This is a genomic window from Halosimplex salinum (assembly GCF_003730195.1).
GTDB classification, from domain to species: Archaea; Halobacteriota; Halobacteria; order Halobacteriales; family Haloarculaceae; genus Halosimplex; species Halosimplex salinum.
Window position 1 is genome coordinate 48,159 of record NZ_QWGG01000015.1, and the last position, 17,510, is coordinate 65,668.

15 protein-coding genes and 1 pseudogene are annotated in these 17,510 nt (G+C 66.0%); 7 read left to right on the plus strand and 9 right to left on the minus strand.

All coding sequences use genetic code 11. From position 1 onward, the window contains the following. Nucleotides 1-34: 34 nt before the first annotated feature. On the plus strand, nucleotides 35-778 hold the full coding sequence (locus D1409_RS23235) for a ribonuclease H-like domain-containing protein (protein WP_123539348.1): 744 nt from the start codon (nucleotides 35-37) through the stop codon (nucleotides 776-778). A gap of 153 nt (nucleotides 779-931) precedes the next feature. Next, on the plus strand, nucleotides 932-2,584 hold the full coding sequence (locus tag D1409_RS23240; RefSeq protein WP_123539349.1) for an aryl-sulfate sulfotransferase: 1,653 nt from the start codon (nucleotides 932-934) through the stop codon (nucleotides 2,582-2,584). Between the two features lie 561 nt (nucleotides 2,585-3,145). Here the strand turns inward: D1409_RS23240 and D1409_RS23245 are convergent. The 4 genes from D1409_RS23245 to D1409_RS23260 all read right to left on the minus strand — a co-directional run bounded on the left by D1409_RS23245 (nucleotide 3,146) and on the right by D1409_RS23260 (nucleotide 9,055). Then, nucleotides 3,146-5,086, minus strand: coding sequence for an archaea-specific SMC-related protein (locus D1409_RS23245; protein WP_123539350.1), 1,941 nt, complete (start codon nucleotides 5,084-5,086; stop codon nucleotides 3,146-3,148). A 153-nt stretch (nucleotides 5,087-5,239) separates the two neighbouring features. Beyond that, entirely contained in the window at nucleotides 5,240-5,860 is a 621-nt protein-coding gene (gene rdfA / locus D1409_RS23250) for a rod-determining factor RdfA (RefSeq protein WP_123539351.1), read from the minus strand. Between the two features lie 449 nt (nucleotides 5,861-6,309). Beyond that, nucleotides 6,310-8,700 (minus strand): heavy metal translocating P-type ATPase, encoded by a 2,391-nt coding sequence (locus D1409_RS23255; protein ID WP_123539352.1) that lies wholly within the window; start codon nucleotides 8,698-8,700, stop codon nucleotides 6,310-6,312. A 103-nt stretch (nucleotides 8,701-8,803) separates the two neighbouring features. Beyond that, entirely contained in the window at nucleotides 8,804-9,055 is a 252-nt protein-coding gene (locus D1409_RS23260; RefSeq protein WP_206425170.1) for a hypothetical protein, read from the minus strand. A gap of 191 nt (nucleotides 9,056-9,246) precedes the next feature. On the opposite strand from D1409_RS23260, the gene D1409_RS23265 reads away from it, so the two are divergent. Beyond that, nucleotides 9,247-10,485: an ornithine cyclodeaminase gene (locus D1409_RS23265; protein WP_123539353.1), complete on the plus strand. Its 1,239-nt coding sequence runs from the start codon at nucleotides 9,247-9,249 to the stop codon at nucleotides 10,483-10,485. Nucleotides 10,486-10,698: 213 nt separating this feature from the next. Next, nucleotides 10,699-11,826 carry a BGTF surface domain-containing protein gene (locus D1409_RS23270; RefSeq protein WP_123539354.1) on the plus strand — a complete coding sequence of 376 codons (1,128 nt, stop codon included), beginning with the start codon at nucleotides 10,699-10,701 and terminating at the stop codon, nucleotides 11,824-11,826. A 91-nt stretch (nucleotides 11,827-11,917) separates the two neighbouring features. Here the strand turns inward: D1409_RS23270 and D1409_RS23275 are convergent, their stop codons facing one another. The 4 genes from D1409_RS23275 to D1409_RS23290 all read right to left on the minus strand — a co-directional run bounded on the left by D1409_RS23275 (nucleotide 11,918) and on the right by D1409_RS23290 (nucleotide 14,955). Then, nucleotides 11,918-12,439, minus strand: coding sequence for a hypothetical protein (locus tag D1409_RS23275; RefSeq protein WP_123539355.1), 522 nt, complete (start codon nucleotides 12,437-12,439; stop codon nucleotides 11,918-11,920). A gap of 467 nt (nucleotides 12,440-12,906) precedes the next feature. Then, nucleotides 12,907-13,551 (minus strand): DUF7553 family protein, encoded by a 645-nt coding sequence (locus tag D1409_RS25490; RefSeq protein WP_235853717.1) that lies wholly within the window; start codon nucleotides 13,549-13,551, stop codon nucleotides 12,907-12,909. 230 nt (nucleotides 13,552-13,781) lie between these two features. Next, a complete protein-coding gene (locus D1409_RS23285; protein WP_123539356.1) occupies nucleotides 13,782-14,420 on the minus strand; it encodes an NAD(P)-dependent oxidoreductase in 639 nt (212 codons plus the stop codon). 133 nt (nucleotides 14,421-14,553) lie between these two features. Continuing rightward, nucleotides 14,554-14,955, minus strand: coding sequence for a universal stress protein (locus D1409_RS23290; RefSeq protein WP_123539361.1), 402 nt, complete (start codon nucleotides 14,953-14,955; stop codon nucleotides 14,554-14,556). A gap of 203 nt (nucleotides 14,956-15,158) precedes the next feature. Between D1409_RS23290 and D1409_RS23295 the strand changes: the two genes are divergently transcribed. From D1409_RS23295 to D1409_RS24990, 3 genes are all read left to right on the plus strand, one after another. Then, nucleotides 15,159-16,178 (plus strand): alpha/beta hydrolase, encoded by a 1,020-nt coding sequence (locus D1409_RS23295; protein WP_206425171.1) that lies wholly within the window; start codon nucleotides 15,159-15,161, stop codon nucleotides 16,176-16,178. A 283-nt stretch (nucleotides 16,179-16,461) separates the two neighbouring features. After that, nucleotides 16,462-16,716, plus strand: a complete 255-nt coding sequence (locus tag D1409_RS24985; protein WP_164471869.1) for a hypothetical protein — start codon at nucleotides 16,462-16,464, stop codon at nucleotides 16,714-16,716. A gap of 152 nt (nucleotides 16,717-16,868) precedes the next feature. Next, the gene (locus tag D1409_RS24990; RefSeq protein ID WP_164471870.1) at nucleotides 16,869-17,150 is read left to right on the plus strand and encodes a hypothetical protein; all 282 of its coding nucleotides are present in this window, start codon (nucleotides 16,869-16,871) and stop codon (nucleotides 17,148-17,150) included. Nucleotides 17,151-17,412: 262 nt separating this feature from the next. Here the strand turns inward: D1409_RS24990 and D1409_RS23300 are convergent. After that, nucleotides 17,413-17,510 (minus strand): annotated as a pseudogene (locus tag D1409_RS23300) (IS1595 family transposase); the annotation flags it as partial.

Sequence of the window (17,510 nt, forward strand, 5' to 3'; positions counted from 1 at the left end):
AAAAGGCCAAGACCGCGGGGGCGAATCAGCCAGTGTGCGCATCGAGAACAGCTTCATACCGGCCGACGGCGTGGGCGAACGGACCGAGCGGTCCCTCTGGGAGTCGGGCGTGACCCACTGGGACGCGTTCGACCCGTCGGCCGTCGGTGCCAGGCAGGCCGAGAACATCGAGTCGTTCGTCGCTCGCGCGGCCGAGCACCTGGACGACGGCGACGCCGCCTTCTTCCGCGAGCAGTTCCCCTCGGGGAGCCACTGGCGGTGTTACGAGAACTTCCGCGAGGACGCCTGTTTCCTCGACATCGAGACCACCGGGCTGGACCAGCACCGCCACGACGTGACCGTCGTGGGCGTCCACTCCCCGGGTGAGACGGAGGTCCTCGTCGCCGGACGGGACCTGACGGCCGAGCGCCTCCAGCGGCGCCTCGACGACGCGAAGCTCCTCGTGACGTTCAACGGCAAGCGCTTCGACGTGCCCTTCCTCGAGACTGCCTTCGACGTCGACGTCGAGATGCCCCACGTCGACCTGATGTACCCGTGTCGCCGACTCGACCTCACGGGCGGGCTGAAAGCGATCGAGAAAGAGACCGGGATCGACCGCGACCGGCCGGACCTCTCGGGCGAGGACGCCGTCCGCCTCTGGCGGGAGTACGAGCGCGGCGACGAGCGCGCGCTCGAGACGCTCGTCTCGTACAACCGCGACGACACGGAGAACCTGCGCGCCCTCGCGGACCACGTCACCGACCGACTCGACAGCGACGTGTTCGTCACGCCGGAGTAACGCCGTCCCCGACGACCGGGTCACGGACAGTACCCCACGGACCGGGTCACGGACAGTACCCCACGGACCGGGTCACGGACAGTACCTCACCGACCGCCGCGACTCCTCGGCGGATCTAAAGAAACTTAACGAGCGCTCGCGCAGTAGTTCGGTATGGACGGGCCCTCCAAACGAACGGCTCGCGCGCTGTTCACCGTCGTCCTGGTCCTGGCGGCGGGAGCGGTCGCGAGCAGCTACGCCACGGCCGAGCCCAACGTCGCACAGACGTACGGCTCGCTGGACGCGACCGACGGTTCCGCATCGCCCGGTCAGACCGGCGTCGCGGCCCCGAGCGACCGCCCGGACGGCGCGATCTCCGCCGCCGGTGGGGACGGCGCTCGCCTGACCGACACGGGCGACGGCCGGCCCGATGGCGCTGCGAGCGAGACCGACGGGCGCGTGCTCGTCGACCCCGCCGAGCACGACCCCGAGAACCTCACCGTCGTCGGGACGCAGGGGTTCTACGCGTCCGACGAGCGAGCGGAACTGGTCGCCTTCGACCGGTCGGGAGACGTGGCGTACTACGACGACAGCTACCGTGTGTACTTCGACGTCGACCCCGTCGAGGGGACCGACTACACCGTCGAGTACCTGGCGTCGAAACACCTCGACGGCGAGGCCTGTGCGAACGTCAGCACCGAACGGTGCACGTACAACGTGTTCAATCGAGTGAACCTCACGACCGGCGAGGAGCGCGAGGTGTACGGCGAGGTGACGCCGCGCATCTACTCCGCGCGCTGGCACGACATCGACCGGATCAACGACACGCACGTCGCCGTCGCGGACATCCTGCGCGACAGCGTCCGCGTCGTGAACACGACGACCGACGAGACCGTCTGGGAGTGGAACGCGACCAGCCACTTCCCGAGCGAGGTCGGCGGCGCCGACGGCGACTGGACGCACATCAACGACGTCGAAGTGCTCGACGACGGCCGGTTCATGGTCAGCGTCCGAAACATGGACCGTGTGGTGTTCGTCGACCCCGGCGAGGGCGTCGACGCGGACTGGACGCTGGGTGCGGAGGACGACTACGATATCCTCTACGAACAGCACAATCCCGACTACATCCCGCCCGAACAGGGGGGACCGGCGATCACCGTCGCCGACTCCGAGAACGGGCGCGTCCTGGAGTACCAGCGCGTCGACCCGGACACGGGCAACACCACGACCGCGGCGGACGGCGAGTGGCGCCGCTCCTGGGGGTGGCGCGATAGCCGCATCCAGTGGCCCCGTGACGCCGACCGGTTGCCCAGCGGGAACACGCTCGTCGTCGACACGCACGGCGACCGCATCGCCGAGGTCGCGCCCGACGGGGCCGTGAACTGGAGCGTCACCGTCGGCATGCCGTACGACGTCGAGCGACTCGCCACCGGCGACGAGAGCGCCGGCGGGTCGAGCATGCGCTCGATCCGGGCGACGCGTGGAACGACCGACGGCTCGGGGTCCCGTTCCGGCGTCGGCGTCCCGCTCTTCCAGCCGGCGAACGACGCCGGCGACGCCGGCGCGGTGCCGCCGGCCGGTCGGATCACACACCCCGACCGCGGCCCCGCGGAGGCCGTCTGGGCGCCGTTGAAACGGCTCGCGCCGAGCATCGTCGTCAACGGACTGCTGTACGCGGCCCCGTCCTGGGTTCGCTTCACCGACCTCGCCTTCGGCGCGCTCGCCCTCCTGACGGCCCTCTCCTGGGCCAGCGTCGAACTACACTGGTCCGCCTACGCACCCGTCCGTCGGGCGCGCTCGATCCTCCGCGGACTCCGGTCGCCCTGAGTCAGCGGCCGCCTGTCTCCGTTCTCTGCCCACACAGCGGAGCCTCCGCTCCGGACGCGACCCCGAGATATTGTCTGATTGTATATATAGTTATTATTCTGGTATTAAATACGATCGTACGCATCTGCTCGGCGAGGGAAACAACCCATTCGTGAGCGCGAAAGCGGCGTTAGTGGGGACATATGCGGAAACGCCGTTCGAACCGGTATGTCGCCGGCCCGTTCGCGCGGTCCACCGACCGAGCGTGCGATCCGGAACCGTATGGCAGAAAGTAGACGGTTCAATCGCTGAAACGGCGGATATCGGGGCCTCCCGACCTCGCGGGGAGGTCGAGGCCTCGCGTTTCCCATAAATTAACAGTACTGTTATACTATCTTCGAGGTCTCCAATGTCAAACATTTACTACGGAGCGAGTAAATATGTGGGTCGCGGCTCGGAACATCGGCCTGTCGGCGCGGATCGGCGTCCCGGTCTCGGCGGTGATGCGGTGCGACGAGCGTCCGGGTGGTCACCGAGAGGCGGCGGCGAAAAAAGGGGCCGGTACGGAGGCGTCGGAGCCGCTCAGACTTCGGTGACGCGCTGGTAGGCGTCGTCCAGGGCCTGTGCGTCCTCTTCGAGGAGGGCGACGACCACGTACTCGGCGTACTCGGAGACGTAGTCGACGAGGCGGGCGATCCGGTCCGAGTCGATCGCCTCGATGGAGTCGAGCAGGAGGAACGGGCACACCTCGTACACGTCGTGGGTGAGATACCCCGCGAGCGCGAAGATGAGTCCGGTGACCTCCCGTTCGGACTCGGAGAGGTGGTCGATCGAGTCCTCGTACGTCGTGCCGTCCTCGGTGCTACGGACGACGTGGAGGTCGAAGACGGACTTCTCGACGCGGCGGCGCCCTTCCTTGACGCGCTGCTGTTTGCGCTCGATCCAGACGCGCTCCAGGTTCTCGTAGCCGAGCATCTCGAGCACCGTCTCCATGTGTTCGTTGAACTGCTCGACGGCCTCGACCTCGATCCGGTCGATGCGGGTGCGCAGGTCTTCGATCTCCTCCTGAAGTTCCTCGCGTTCGTCCTGGAGTTCCTCGCGCCGGTCGAGTTCGGACTCGATGTGTTCGATCTCGTCGGAGACGTCCTCGAGGTCGTCCTGGCGGCGACTGATCTCGAACTCCAGTTCGTTGGCCTCGCGGTGGAGGTCGAGCAGGTCGCTCTGGGTCTCGTCCTGGAGCTGTTCGACCTCGCTCTCGAGGTCGTCGATGCGCTCTTCGAGCCGGTCGCGCTCTCGCTCGAGGTCCCCGACGCGATCGCGTCGGCGCTCGAGTTCGGACTCCGCTCGACTGCGACGGTCCCGGAGCTGCGAGCGCTGGCGCTGCTGTTCCTGGTAGGTCGCCTTCTCGGTCTTCAGCTCGTCTATCTCAGACTGGAGGTCCTGACGCTCGGCGAGTTTCTCCTGACGGAGTTCGCGGATGCTGTCGAGCGTCGACTCGATGTCGGACTGGTCGACCTCGCTCCCGCAGGTCCAGCAGACCACCTGGTCGTCGACGAGGCGGTCCGTGACCTGGTCCGGGTCGTCGCCACGGAGGGCGGCGACGACGTCGGAACTCGTGCCCTCGAGCATCTCCTCGTTGAACTGGATCACCTTCTGGAGCTCGTTGACCGTCGAGTCCAGCGCCTGGCGCTGGTCGCGCAGGCGTTCGATGTGGTCCTCGACCTCGGTCACGTCGCCCGTCACTTCCTCGGGGAGCTCGTCGAGCTCTCCCTCCGTCTCTTCGATCTCCGATTCGAGCGCCGAGATGCTCTCGCGCTCGCTCTCGAGGTTGTAGCGGACGTCCTCCAGGTCCGAGCGGGCCTCGCGGAACGACTGCAGGGCGTCCTCCAGTTCGGCCTTCTGGTCGCGGGTGGTCCCCACGTCCTGGTCGGCCTCCTCGATCTGTTCTTTCTTCTCGGCGAGTTCCTCGCGCTTCGCCTCGATCTCGTCCTCGAGCTCCCGGCGACGCTGCTCCAGGTCCGGCAGGGTGTGCCGGAGCGACTGCAGGTCGTCGAGGCGCTGCTCGATCTCGTCGCGTTCGTTCTGTAACTCGTCTATCTCCGCTTCGATGGCGCCCGTGTCGACGGGCCGCATGATGAGGTCTCGCAGGTTCTCCGTCAGTTCGACGGCACGGCGAGCCTCGTTGGACTCCAGTAGAAAGACGAACAGGTCCGCGATCTCCGGGTCGTCCAGATACGGGTCCCCACTCGTGACGACAGTCCCGTTCTGTCGTTCGAGCGTCCGCGTGTACGTCTCGTCGCCCACGGTCAGTTCGACGTGGCCCTCGTCGGCGTCGCCTTTCAGCGAGACGTTGTCACTACCCAGTCCAGCCATGATGGCCTGTAACAGCGAGGTCCGGTTGGTCGCGTTCCGTCCGGTCAGGATCGTCACTCCGGCGGTGAACGAGACCGAGGTCCTGTCGATCCCCCCCACGTTCTCCACGGCGACCTCTACAGGCTTCGCCTTACTATCAGTCGCTCCCATGTCTATGCGTGGCCGTCTCCGATGCATAAATGTACTGCAATGATGTTCCGGTCACCGCCCGATATATCCGTTCGTTCGCCGTTCTTAGACGACCGTTTCGCTAGTCGGAACAGACCCAGTTCCCCGATTACACACATACGAGTGTAAGGCGATTCACTCTTCGACGCGACACCGACAGCCGCCTCGCTCGATGAGTTCCAGCGGGTCCTCCTGCCGGCCGCACTCCTGGCAGACGACCTGTACGTCGGCGATGACGTCGACCGGGCCGATGTCGAGCCGGTCGGTCGAGCGGAGGTTCTCCACGTTGCGCCGCGTGACGGCGCTCAGTCGGCTGGTGAGCCGCTGGATCGTCTCCACGGACTTCTCGCGCTGGTTGTCGTCGTCGCCCGCCTCGTACTCGGCGTCCCGGTGGTCCCGGAGGTACGTGTGGACCGCGTAGTGGCTCACGAAGTCGTTCTGGAGGTCGTCGACGTCGATGCCCTCGCGCTCTAACCTGTTGCGGGCCTGCGTCCGCGCCCCCTCGGTCACGTCGTCCCCTGTCAGCAGGTCGTAGATGTTCTCCAGTTCCCCCTGGAGTGTCACGACGCCGGCCTCGTCCATCGCACTTTCCAGCACTCGGCGGTTGAAGTAGTGGGCCAGGTCCCGCAGACTCTGGCGCTCACGCCCGTCACCGGTCCACCGCCGCTCCAGTTCCCGGCCGAGGTCACCGAGGTCGTACTTGTCGACGACCCGGTCGACCTTGTTGTCCGGTTGCTCGTCCTGTCGGTTCGTCATGTACTCCGGGCTACCACGGACTCGCTGATAGGTCTTCCGTTCGTCGGGGCCGCAGACGGCCCGTCGTGACCGAATTTCCGACCGACGAGACCGCACGTCACGGGCTATCGACACCCCCGCAGACCGGTCGAACGACGAGACGTTCCAGATTTTAATATATAATTTATTTTTGTTAGTTCTGACGAGGCGGAGATTCCCCGATTGGAGAAATCATCCCAAAAATCGCTTCTGTAGCGGTTTTACCGGCGAAGTATCTGTTCCCGTTTCGAAATCCGATTCTCGCCGGCCACTGCTCGAATATCTCTATATGGCTGGATAGAGAGCTACTGGGCCGAAAATGCGAAATTCACCTCGAATCGCGGCGAAGTGATATATTTCGTAGTGCTACAGGAAAACGTCTGGTTGATGGAGTCTTCCCGCGGTCGGGCAACTCGGTTCGCCGGCGCGTGTCACTGGGTGTCGGTGTCCGGGCGAAGCCGGGCGAGTCGCATCGCGTTTCCGGTGACGGCGGTGGTCATGCCGACGTCGCCGGCGAGGACGACGAACCAGAGGGGGACGGCGACGAACGGGAGCGGGATGGCGACGGCGAGCGCGGCCTTGACGAGGAGGCTCCCCCAGACGTTCTGCCGGATGATCCCGTTCCCGGTGCGCGCCAGGCGGTGGAGGTAGGGGAGTTTCGAGAGGTCGTCGCCCATCAGCGCCACGTCGGCGGTCTCGAGGGCGGTGTCGGTGCCCGCGGCGCCCATCGCGACCCCCACGGTAGCCGTCGCCAGCGCGGGCGCGTCGTTGATCCCGTCGCCGACCATCGCCACACTGCCGTGCTCCTCGGTGAGCGCCTCGACGCGTGCGACCTTCTCGTCGGGCAGAAGGTCGGCGGCGTAGTCGTCGACACCCACCTGTTCGGCCACCGCACGGGCGGTCCGTTCGTTGTCGCCGGTGAGCATCACGAGGTGCTCGACGCCCTGCTCGCGGAGGCGCTCGACGGTACGGCGCGCCTCGGGGCGCACCTCGTCGGCGATGGCGACCAGCCCCTCGATCTCGTCTTCGGTCCCGACGAGCACGACCGTCTTCCCCTCGGACTGGAGGCGGGGGATAGTCTCCCAGAGGTCGACGCAGTCGTCGCGGTCGTCGCAGGGCGACTTCGCGGTCTCGACCGCGACACCCCCGTCCGTCATCGTCTCCTCGGCCGTCAGATGCACGTGGTCGAGGTCGAAGCCCAGACCCGCGAACAGGTCGGGTTTGCCGGCGTAGTGGGTCCGGCCGTCGAGGTCGGCGCGGACGCCCTTCCCGGTGATAGACTCGAAGCCGGTCACCTCGCGGTCGGGGACGCCGCGCTCGTCGGCGTGGGCGACGATGGCGTCGCCGATGGGGTGTTCGCTCCGGCGCTCGATGCTGCGCGCGCACTGGAGGACGTCCGCCTCGCTGTTGCCGTCGAGGCCGACCACGTCGGTCACCGAGAGGTCGCCGGTGGTGAGCGTCCCCGTCTTGTCGAAGGCGACGGCGTCGACGGCGCCCATCGACTCGAGGTGGTTGCCGCCCTTGATCAGGACGCCGTTCTTCGCCGCGCTGGTCACGCCGGAGACGACGGTGACGGGCGTCGAGATGACGAACGCGCAGGGGCAGGCGATGACGAGCAGGGAGATGCCGCGGACGAACCACGTCGCCCACCCGCCGCCGAACACGAGCGGCGCGACGAACGTGGCGAGCAGGGCCGCCGCCACGACGACGGGCGTGTAGTAGTCCGCGAAGCGCTCGACGAACTGCTCGCGTTCGGTCTTGTTCGCCTGGGCGTCCTCGACGAGTTCGACGATGCGGTCGATGGTCGTGTCGCCCGCCAGCGCCGTCGTCTCCACTGCCAGAAAGCCCTGTTCGTTGATCGTCCCCGCGAACACTTCGTCGCCGACGGCCTTGTCGACGGGGACGCTCTCGCCGGTGATCGGCGCCTGGTTGACCGCGCTCGCGCCCTCGACGACCGTCCCGTCCATCGGGATCTTCTCCCCCGGTTCGACGAGGACTGTCTCGCCGACTCGCACGTCTTCGACCGGGACTTCGACCCGTTCGTCCGCCCGGCGGACTGTCGCGACGTCCGGCGAGAGGGTCAGCAGTTCCTCGAGCGAGTTTCTGGCCCTGTCGACGGAGTAGCGCTCCAGCAGTTCGGCGACGTTGAAGAGGAAGGCGAGCGACGCCGCCTCGACGTAGAAGTGCAGCGACGGGACGGCGAGCGAGATCCCGGCGGCGCTGACGATCGCCACCGACATCAGGAAGTCGATGTCGAGACTCAGGTTCTTCGCCGAGTAGTAGCCGTTGCGGACGATGACCTGCCCGCCCGACAGCACCGCGACGAGATAGAGCGCGTCCGCGAGGAGCAGTTCCCGCCCGACCGCGGCGACCACCGGGTCGTTCAGCCCAGCGAGTCCGAACTGGACGAGCACGCCCAGCCCGAGGAACAGCCCGCTGATAGCGGTCTTCCGGGCGCGTGCCGTCTCCCACACGCTCTCGGCGTCGACGGTCTCGCCGTCGCCGTCACCGGCCGGGTCGACCACCCCGTACCCCGCGCGCTCGATGGCCGCGACGACCTCCGAGCGCGTCGCTCGCTCGTCGTACGTCACCGTCGCAGTCCCGGTCGTCGGGCGCAGGTCGGTCGCGACCACGCCCTCCACGTCCGCGAGCGCGCCGTCGACCTTGCTCGCGCAGGACGAACAGTCCATGTCGGGGACCGAGAACGACTCCGCAGTCCCCGCTTCGATGTCGTCTACCCGTCCGTCTCCGGCGCGAAGGCCCGTTCCTTCGTCGCCGACGCCGCCGTCGTCGCCGGATCCGTTCGGGCCGTCGTCTCTCATTGCGCGGAGGTAGGCGATCCAGATATATTAACTCCGCTGCTACAAAACCGGGTGTATTTACTTCTATTTATTAAAATAGTGCAGTTGAGTTAGCAACGCGGCGTCACTGTTCGGCGTCGGTGGGCTCGTCGGGGTCCGTGGCCCAGGGGTCACCGTCGTCGGGGGTCGGGGCGCGGAGGTCGAGCGGCCGGATCCAGAGGTACCACGCCGCGAGGACGATGGTACCGTAGCCGACGGGCCAGACGACGGAGCCGACGACGGGAAACCCGGCGGACTTGACGAGGCCGGCGAGCTGGCCGGTCAGTGCGACCCCCACGAGCAGTGCGAGCGCCATCGCGACGTCTCCTCGGTCCATTTGCGGGAAATTGGGCGTCGACGGAGGTAAGCGGATCGGTGCGGGCGTCGCGGGCGTCGGGGCATGCTCGGGCGTCACTGGCGTCGAGGCATCTCGTGCGTCGCTGGCGTCGCGGGAGGCGCGGGAGTTCGGGCGCCGTCCGGTCCCGCCACATCCAAAACGACTTACTCGCCGCCGCCGATGCTCCGGGCATGACTGCCGCCCGCGAAGTCGAGCTGGAGGGGCACATCATCGACTCGGGGATGATGGGCGCCGCTATGGGTATCATCATGGACCTCGGTGGCTCCTTCGACGTCGAGGAGTTCCGCATCGGCCGCCACGAGAACGAGGAGTCCTACGCACGACTGCTCGTCGAGGCCGAGGACGAGGAGACCTTGCAGTCTATCGTCCACGAACTCCACCAGAACGGCGCGAACCCGTCGGACCCCAAGGACGCCACGCTCCAGCAAGCGCCCAAGGACAAGGTCGTCCCCTACGGCTTCTACTCGACGACCAACCACCCCACGGAGGTCCGCATCGACGGCGAGTGGATCGCGGTCGACGACATCGAGATGGACTGCGCCGTCATCGTCGAGGGCGTGGACGACGAGGACGGCCCGCGCGCCTACACCGAGGTCCTCAGCGGCGTCGAGGAGGGGGACCTGATCGTCACCGGCGAGACGGGGATCCGCGTCAGCCCGCCCGAGCGGCCCCGCGACCGCGAGGGCGCCTTCGGGTTCATGCAGGGCGGCGTCTCCTCCGAGCGCCCCTCGGAGTCGACCATCCGGCAGGTCGGTGACGCCATCTCCGAGACCAAGCGGGAGGGCGGCGACGTGCTCGCGGTCTGCGGCCCGGCGCTCATCCACTCCGGCGCCCGCGAGGACCTCGCGCGCCTCGTCCGCGAGGGGTTCATCGACATGCTCTCCATCGGGAACGGCTTCGCCGTTCACGACCTCGAACGCGACCTCTACGGCACCTCTCTCGGCATGGACACCGAGAGCCTGGACCACCCGCGGAAGGGCCACAAACACCACATCTACACCATCTCGGAGATCATCCGCGAGGGCGGCATCGAGGCGGCCGTCGAGAGCGGCACCGTCGAGTCCGGCGTCATGTACGAGTGCGTCGAGAACGACGTGCCGTTCGTCGTCGCCGGGTCGATCCGCGACGACGGCCCCCTGCCCGACACGATCACCGACTCCATCGAGGCACAGGAGGCCATCCGCGAGCAGGCCCACGAGGCCGACCTCGTGCTCATGCTCTCGACGCTGCTTCACTCGGTCGCGGTCGGCAACTGCCTCCCCTCGACGACCCGGACCGTCTGCGTCGACATCAACCCCGCGACGGTGACCCAGCTCCTCGACCGCGGCAGCGACCAGGCCGTCGGGATGGTCACGGACATCGGCACCTTCGTCCCGATTCTGGCGGACCACCTGCTGGACGAGGGATAGGGTACGCGAGAAACCGTCGGTAACGAGTGAAGGCGCGCGAACCCCCCGACGGACTCAAGCCGAGATTTTAGCATCCGTCGGTGCTACTTGACCCCCTTCTGTAGCGAGGAGTGGCATGACTGCCAGCCGCCCACCCTCCGACCGATTCGACGCGGACCGCTCGACAGGAGCGGTCCACAGACAGACGTTCCTCCCCGCAACGGAGGTGACCGGATGAACCAGCGCACGTACGGGACGGTCGGCGCCGTCGCCGTCGTCCTCGTCGCGGCCGCCGCCGTGGTCTCCGCGGGCGGCGTCCCGCTGGGTGGCGACGACCCGGTCGAGGCGACCGAGACTCCCGGCCAAGCCGCAAACGCGACGACCATCGACCACGCGGGAGACCGCCTCTCGCTGGACGGCGCGCCGAACCAGACGGTCGCCGGCGAGACGGACCTGGCGCCCGGGACGGAACTCGCCGTGCGAATCGTCTCGGACGAGGCCGACAGTCCGTTCCTCGTCACGCAGACGGCCACGGTCGACGACGACGGGACGTTCGCGGCGACGGTCGACCTCGCGCACGTCTCCGAGGACGCCGCCGCGTGGGCGACGGTCGTCCGCGACGGCGCGGAACTCGCGAACGTGAGCGCCCGAATCACGGCCGTCGAGGGCGCGACGCCGACGGACGGTCCCGGCGAGTCCGAGAGCGGAACGAACATCGCCTACGAGGGCGACCGCCTCACGCTCGCGGCGCTCGAAAACGAGACGATTCGCGGCGAGTCCGACCTCGCCGCCGGCACCGAGGTGACCGTCCGTCTCGCGTCTTCGTCCTCTTCCTCGCCGTTCCTGATGCAGGAGACCGCGACCGTCGCCGAGGACGGCACCTTCGTGGCGTCGGTCGATCTGGTCGGCGTCGCGAACGGAACGACCTTCGAGGCGACCGTCCGCCACGACGGCGAGTCGGTCGCGGACGCCGACGGTGTCGTGATCGGTGGGCAGAACGACGTCTCACCCGTCGACGAGTCCGACGGGAACCGGACGGCGGTGCCCGTCGACGGGACCGACGACGTCGACGACCACAACACGACGCTCGACTACGACGGCGAGACGCTGACGCTGGAGGCCGGGCCGAACCAGTCGGTCGCCGGCGAGACCGACCTCGATCCGGGGACGAACGTCTCGGTGCGACTGCGTTCCACCGGCGGAAATCCCTTCCTCGTGACTTCGACGGCGACCGTCGCCGAGGACGGCCGGTTCGACGCCGAGTTTAATATGACCGCGGTGTCACCCGGTGCGACCTTCGAGGTCACCGTTCGCCACGACGACGACCGGATCGCGACCGCCGACGGCGAGGTGGTCGAGTAAGCCCACCACATCTATTTTCGCCGGCTATCAGGCTACCACGCTCCCGTTTTCACGTTTCGGTTCTCCGTGACACGCTACGCGACGGTTGCCGTTATTCGCCCTCGATCGTGACGGTGAACCCCCACGTCTTCTCGTCTTCGGCGTCGCCGACGTACCACGTCGACTCGGTTCGATAGGTCCCGCTCGGAAAACAGCCGTCGTTGGAAGGATGGCCGACTACCGAATACGTCTGGGACACTCGCTCACAGGGGCCGAGCTGGACGGCGGTAAAGTGATCTGTGAACACGATTTCGTCAGCCGCGGACCAACAGCCGTCGGTTGGCGTCGTCGGCACGGGATCGAACTCACCGTCGTCGTCGGCGTCTACGACAGAGACGGAGTCGGTCGCCCCTCCAGACTGCTGGGGAACGAACTGGAGTTCAGCGCCGCGTTCGACGTGTCGGACCTCTGTAGGCGTGAACGGAGCGACGGGCGTAAACTGAAACGTCCGGGTGGAGGGCGCTTCGTTGGTGAATTCGACCGTAATTTCGGCGGGCGAGTCGACAGTGAACTGGTTTCGGACGGTAACGGTGAAGTCGACGCGATGGCCGGTCGGTGTCTGGTCACCGGTCACCGAGAGACGCCGAAAGTTACCGTCCACGGTCGTAGATGGAGTCCTCTCAGCAGCCGATGGACAGTTTGATGCTGTCTGCTGGGGTGATGGCGACTGATCCGTCGTCGTGTCAGCGGAGGCACTGGGGTTCACACACCCGGCGCAGAGAGCGCCCGTACAACAAGTGAGACCGGTGAGAAATCGACGACGGGAGGGCGTATTCGACATGTATCCTCTCGAACACCGAGTGCAAAGTGTTTTGTGAGGAATCCGCACTGAGCGTCCGGCACCGAAGGCGCCGGTTCACCGCCGAAGGGAGCGAAGCCCCCGGAGGCGGTCTTTTTCACCCATGTTTTTGCCGCGAGTGGTTCCCGCAGCGAGTGCGAGGCGGAGCGAAGCGAGGCCTCGAAGGCGAGCGGGGACCGGAGTGACCCGCGAGCCGAAGGCTCGCGAGGAAACCCGAGCGGGAAAAAGATGGGATCCGGTCTCTAGACGCCCTCGACGGTCTCGCGGAAGGCGACGACGGACTCGTGGGCGCTCTCGATCCGGTCGGCGACGTCCTCGGTGGACTCTTCGAGGTCGTGCAGGGCGTTCTCGATGCGTGCGAGGCGGCCGTGGTCGGGGTCGCGGTCCCGCGTGGCCAGCGTGCCGAGCTGGTCGGCGAGACTCGTCAGTCGTTCGGCGGCGTCGTCGTCCGCCGTCGCCTCGGCCGCCGATTCGAGCGTGTCGCGTGCGTCCGCCAGGTTCTCGCGTGTCATAGTCGACGGTTCTCGGTACCCATCGAAAACGTTTGCGGTGGCCGCCTCGGGACCGGAGGGCGGGTCCTGGCCCCGCGCCGCCCGCTGCGACTCGGCCTCGGCCTCGGCGTGGAAGGCGAAGAACCCACAGACGAACGAACCGATCGCGATCGGGAGCCACACCGCGACGAACCCGTTCACCACCGGACGGATCTGGTCGAGGCCGGCTTGCGGGACGAACGGGACTGACCCGTGTGCGTTCCACGCGAGTCGCTGGAGAGCGGTCATGAGCCAGAACCGGTTCGTCTTCGCGAGTAACCACACCGTCAGTGCCCCGACCGTCAGGGCGTGCCAGAACTGCCAGTCGCCGAGGAGGTCACGGAGGTGCGAGGGCATCTGTCTCTCAGGGGGTAGAGGCCGGTTCGCGGAACGCCGGGATGGGTCTTGTGGTGGCCGCGTTCAGGGGCCAACGGCGTCAGAAAAAGTGGCTTGGAGTCCCGTCGGGGGGAAACGGGAACGTTCTGCGAAGACGGGGGGAACGGGAGCGTTCTGCGAAGACGGGGGGAACGTGGGCGTGCGTCCGGCGGAGTGGCCGGTGCGGTCTGTGCTGGGAGTCCGTGCCGTCGTCAGTAGCCGACGCCGAGGTGCGTGTGGACCTCGTCGTCGTTCTCCAGTTCGTCGGCGAGGGCGACGGCGTAGTCCTCGGCGGTGATGTAGCTGTCACCGTCGTCGTCGACGACGAGTTCGCCCTCGGCGGTGCGGTAGTCGCCGGTGCGCTCGCCGGGCTCGATGATGCCGGGCGGGGCGAGGTAGGACCACCGGACGTCGTCGGCCTCGCGGAGGACGTCGAAGGCGTCGATGTGTGCCTGCGCGAGCGGGACGAGTTCGTCCGGGAAGTCCTCGACCTCGACGAACTGGGTGTCCTCGGCGACGTAGAGGCTGCCGGCGCCGCCGACCCACAGGAGCCGGTCGGTGTCGGCGTCGCGGAGGCCCGTGAGGACCCCCTCGGCCATCTCGACGAGGACGTCGAGATCGGCGTCCTCGCTGGGACCGAGCGCCGAAACCACGGCGTCGTGGTCGGCGGCGGCGTCGGCGATCTCGTCGGCGTCCGTCGCGTCGAGCGCGATGGCGTCGAAGTTCTCGCCGTCGACCTGTTCGACCTCGCCGTCGCGAGAGGTGCCCGTCACGTCGTGGTCGCGGTCGAGGAGTTCGTCTGCGATACGCTGTCCGATCGTGCCGCTCGCACCGAGTAGGAGTACGTTCATGGTAGGTGTCTCCGTGACTTCCGTCACGCGTCGGTATCACCTCCGTTCGCCGGCCTCATAGGCGCTCGCGGACGTGTACGTAATCAGGGGACACGAGTGTTATCGGCCGGGACCGGTGAGCCGGCGGGGGCGCCTACTCGACCAGCGGGACACAGCGCACGGGCCGGTCGGCGCCGAGCAGGAGGTTCTGGCCGGTCGACCCGAAGACGACCTTACCGACGGGCGTGCGCTTGCGGATGCCGACGACGAACTCGTCAGCGTCGACCTCGTCGGCGAAGTCCAGCAGGTCCTCGACGGGCTGGTTGCCGCGGACGAACTGGTGGGTCTCGACGGTTACCGGCCGGTCCGCGAGCGCGTCGGCGACGGTCTCGATAGCCGCCTCGCCGTCGCGGATGTCCTGTCCGCTGGTGTCGTCGCCGCCTTTCAGCGAGTTCACGACGTACACCGTGTCGTCGGGGTCGGCGACCTTCGCGAGATACTCCGCCAGCGCGTCGCTCGAATCGACGGCGTCCGTCCCGACCACGAGCTTGGTCATACCGGTCTCTTCGGCGACGAGGCGCATAAATCCCGTCGCTCGCTCGCCGCTCGACACGGTCTCCGGTCGACCGCACGACCCCGCGGCCCGCAACGAGAACCCCGACTACCCGGACGTGTTCGAGACCGGTTCGCGCGACAGTCGGACAGTGCGGGCTCTTCGGGAGCGGTACGTTGTTGACGGATCCAGACATATCGGCGGCCATGGATCTCGAAGCCTTCCTCCGGGCGGACGGCGCGGACCAGTCCACAGGCCGCGAGGACGACGGGCCCCGGTTGGCGACGAACGAACCCCACCCCGACGTGCAGTCCGTGATGCGCTCGCGCGAGCGACTCCGCCCGGTGTCGCTCCCCACGATGGGCGCGCGCGGCGTCCGCCTCCTCGCGAAACTCGGGCTGTGGCTCCAGGACGCTGATCCGCCCGCGGTCGGCGCGACGACGGACCTGACGATCCCCGGGCCCGACGGCGATATCGGGGTCCGGCGCTATCGACCCGAAGGGCCGGGGCCGTATCCGACGGTGGTCTTCTACCACGGCGGCGGGTTCGTGATCGGAAACCTGGAGACGCACGACCTGCTCTGCCGGCACCTCACGGTCGAGAGCGGCTGTGAGGTGGTCGCCGTCGACTATCGGCTGGCGCCGGAACACCCGTTCCCGGCGGCGGTCGAGGACGCGTACGCGGCGCTGGAGTGGGCGGCCGACAACCCTCCAGTGCTGGACAGCGACGGCGGGCTCGCGGTCGCGGGCGACAGCGCCGGCGGGAACCTCGCGGCGGTCGTCTCGCTGATTGCCGCTGAGCGCGACGGTCCCGACCTCGACTACCAGAGTCTGATCTATCCGGCGGTGGGCTCCCGCGAGGACCACGAGTCGATGCGGGAGTACACGGGCTACGTCCTCGACGAGGACACGATTCGCTGGTTCGACGAGTGTTACTACGGGAGCCCGGTCCACCGCAGGAACCCGTACGCCGACCCGACGCGGGCCTGCGACCTCTCGGGTGTCCCACCCGCGACCATCGTGACGGCCGGGTTCGACCCGCTCCGGGACGGCGGTATCGCGTACGCCCGCCGACTCGTCGGCGACGGCGTCTCCGTGCGTTTTCGGAACTACCCGGACATGGTCCACGGCTTCGTCGGCATGCTCTCCGAGAGCGAGGACGTAGAGCGCGCACACGAGGCGGTCGAGGCTATCGGGGAGGACCTGCGGGAAGGGCTGGACGGCTGAAATGGAGTGCTCCAAGTTTGTAGACATATCTGACTAATTTAGAAGGCGGAATGGCAGTTCACGCCAGTGACTGCGACGGTAGCATTTCCCTCACAATCGACGGCCGGCACAGAGGGCTTAAACTAGAAGATGCCGAAGACCTCCTCGAGGAACTGGAGGAAGCAGTCGAAAGTGCTCGGGTGAAGAGAGACTAACCTGTCCGATTCGTGGGTAGAGCCGGACGATGACTTGAGCAGTCACTTCTACAAATGGTTTTTTAGGATAGGAATCAGTTTGGGTCTGCATGGCTGAGATCAGACAGGTACTAAAGAAACGATTTGATGCCGATGAGGCGACTCTAGAAGCAGTAATGAGAAAAATTGGAGCCGCCCAAGAGATGGAAGAACTAGCAGATTATTCCCACTGGGAGGATCCTGAAAAGCTGTGTGACGATCTAGAGAACTTCTCAAAAGGTTATGGACTGCAAGCAGGATGGAACACTTGGATCGGCATTCAAAAGGCGGACACTTCTCACCTGACAGTTGATACCGGAGAGTAGGAGATATCGTGGCCGACTGGCCGACTCTTGGGTGAGAACCGGACAGACAAGTCTCAATTTATTCACCATCTTGGTTGGGATTTGCTGTATTTATTTGCAGATACGTGATCACAGTGAAGGAATTTATAATTCCAAATCGGCACCGAGATATTATGGTAGTGCGGGAAGGCCCATCGCCACTCGAAGTGGAGAAGACGACAGATGTCTTTTTAACATACATCCAGATAGCGATCACTCTTCTTGCTGGAATGGCCTCTATACTTTCGGGAATCATCTCGCAAATACCTGAGACACTCCTGAATTACTGGGCAATCCCGGTTGCACTCTGGTCACTCGCGCTTGTAGTATTTTTAATTGGGATGCTTGGTCGGTGGCAAAGCAAACTGATACACAAACACCTGTATGAGTTCCTACGGGGAGGGCCAAATCCCTAGGCACCAGTTCTGATCCGACTCTGGGAACAGAACCGGACAAGATCTTACGTGGAAGAGTCTCGATTTCCTACAACTTCTATAGGGAATATGAATTGGAGCAAGGATGAGACCCCAAGGACGACTGCTGCTAATTGTGGTCCACTAACAAGATATGATACGATAGTCAACAGAAATACGCTGACTCCCGCATATCTCTTAAGCCGGGAGATTGTTATGGAATTAACTATTGCTTCACGCTCTTGTGAAGGACATTGTTGGTGAGTCAGAGAACAGTTCGAATAATCTCTTTCAGGGCGTCTCGCCCGGGTTTGCGTAGGATTTCTCGGCGAAGTTCGAAGAGTCTGAGATACGCAGTGAGAT